The organism is Rhodococcus sp. BS-15, from assembly GCF_000813105.1.
GTDB lineage: Bacteria > Actinomycetota > Actinomycetes > Mycobacteriales > Mycobacteriaceae > Rhodococcoides.
The window spans coordinates 1-1,934 of sequence record NZ_BAOX01000498.1 but is presented as its reverse complement, the minus strand read 5'-3'; the positions used below and the strand labels follow the sequence as shown (position 1 = coordinate 1,934).

Sequence of the window (1,934 nt, the reverse complement as noted above, 5' to 3'; positions counted from 1 at the left end):
GGGGAGAGCACCGAGCTGCGCTGGGTACCGGAGTCGATCGTCGGCGAACTCCCGCTGCATCCGGGGTTCGCGTCCAGCTGGCCGTCGCTGCGCACCGTGCCGCTGCGGGTGCTGCTCGACACCGCCAACGTGTTGGGCTCGCGACCGAACGGATGGTGGAAGGACCGCGCCGGGTCCACCGGCGCCGCTGCTGGACCTCGCTCGCCGAGACGCTGCCCCGCACCGTCGAACTGCCCAGCGGTCAGTACGGCTGGCTCACCCGCATCGAAGCCGTGCTCGAAGGCCAGGCCCGGGACGCCGTGGTCGAAGACCCCCGCACCCGGACGATTCTCGCCGACGGCAGTGGCGACGACACCTTGGCCGACCAGGCCAACCTCGACGGAGACCTGACCGCGCTCGTCACCGCCGACCGCGGCCTACGCGACCGGCTGCCGGAATCGGTGCAGGTCCTGACGCCGTCCGCAGTACTGGGTTGGCTCTAGGCCTGCAGCGCTTGGACCAATTCGCGGGCTGCGGCCTGTGGGTCCCTGGCCTCGGTGATCGCCCGGACCACCACGATGCGGTCGGCTCCGGCCGCTCGAACCTGATCCACGTTGGTCGCGTCGACGCGCCGATGGCGAACCACGGCCGTTCCGGTAGCGCGTCCGCCGTCGCCCGCAGAGCTTCGAGCCCTGCGGCCTTGCGGTTGGGCTTGGTTGGCGTCGGCCACACCGGCCCGACGGCGAAGTAGTCGACGCCGTCCTCGATCGCGGCGAGCGAGGACTGAGCGCGGTTCTGCGTCGACCGGCCGATCACCACGTCCGGCCCCAGGATCTGACGGGCATAGTGCACCGGCAGATCGCCCTGACCCAGATGCAGCACGTCCGCGCCCGCGGCCAACGCCAGATCCGCGCGATCGTTCACCGCAAGCAGCGCACCGTGCCGCTTGGTCGCAGCGAGCAGAATCGCCAGCGCAGCGAGCTCGTCCTTGGCTTCGAGGGGACCGAACTCTCGCTCGCCTGCGGAGTTCTTGTCGCGCAGCTGAATGATGTCGACGCCACCGGACAACGCGGCCTCGGCGAACTGCGCAAGGTCGCCCTTGTCGCGTCTGGCATCGGTACACAGGTACAGGCGAGCGGACGCAAGACGCTCACGGGGAGTCTGGTTGCGGGCGGTCTGAGATGGATGCACAAAGCGAACTGTATTCTCATGGTGGCTGTAAAACGAAGACTGATCGCGGGAGTCCCAGGGTTCGTGGGGCTGAGAGTGGGTTCGCCGCCCTTACCGTCAATACCTGAACCCGATCATGCGGGCGCAGGGAGTGAGGACGTGAATCGCGTGCATATCGTCGTTATCGGCGGAGGCGTCATCGGGTTGTCGACGGCGCTGCGCTTGGCCGAGGACGGTCACCGAGTGGTCGTGCACGATCCCGCGCTCGGTCGAGGCGCATCCTGGGTCGCAGGCGGAATGCTGGCCCCGTTGTCCGAGGGCTGGCCCGGCGAACACGAACTGCTGCATCTGGGCGCTGCGTCGTTGGCGCGGTGGCCGGACTTCGCCCGACGCCTCCCCGGCCCCTCGGTGTTCTCCGCGACCGGATCGGTGACGGTTGCCCTCGACTCTGCCGATGCCGCCGACCTACGAACCATCGCCGAATGGGTGGGCGAGCAGGGGCACGAACTCGAGATTCTGGGACGGGCGCAGCTGCGTGAGCTCGAACCTGCTCTGGCACAGAACATTCGACTGGGCCTGCTGGCTCCGACCGAACTGTCGGTGGACAATCGGGCGCTGATCGCCGCGCTCGAGCAGGGGTGCCTCGACGCGGGAGTCGAGTTGGTGACCACCTCGGTGGAGACCATGCCCGACGCCGACCAGGTGGTCCTGGCCGCCGGTGCCCAGTCGGCCGCGTTGTGGCCCACGCTGCCGGTTCGGCCGGTCAAGGGAGAGATCCTGCGTCG

Annotated in this window: 1 protein-coding gene, 2 pseudogenes and 1 riboswitch; of the genes and pseudogenes, 2 read left to right on the top strand and 1 reads right to left on the bottom strand. The window is 68.9% G+C overall.

Annotated elements, in window-relative coordinates:
- Nucleotides 1-482: pseudogene (locus RHBS_RS27310) on the top strand (NTP pyrophosphohydrolase); the annotation flags it as partial.
- Here the strand turns inward: RHBS_RS27310 and thiE are convergent.
- Nucleotides 479-1,170 (bottom strand): annotated as a pseudogene (gene thiE / locus RHBS_RS27305) (thiamine phosphate synthase). The pseudogenes RHBS_RS27310 and thiE sit on opposite strands and share 4 nt — an antisense overlap.
- A 35-nt stretch (nt 1,171-1,205) precedes the next feature.
- Nucleotides 1,206-1,319: riboswitch (TPP riboswitch) on the top strand.
- On the opposite strand from thiE, the gene RHBS_RS27300 reads away from it, so the two are divergent.
- Nucleotides 1,318-1,934 (top strand): FAD-dependent oxidoreductase (locus tag RHBS_RS27300; RefSeq protein ID WP_128646901.1); only part of this gene is annotated, 617 nt, incomplete at its 3' end. It overlaps the preceding riboswitch by 2 nt.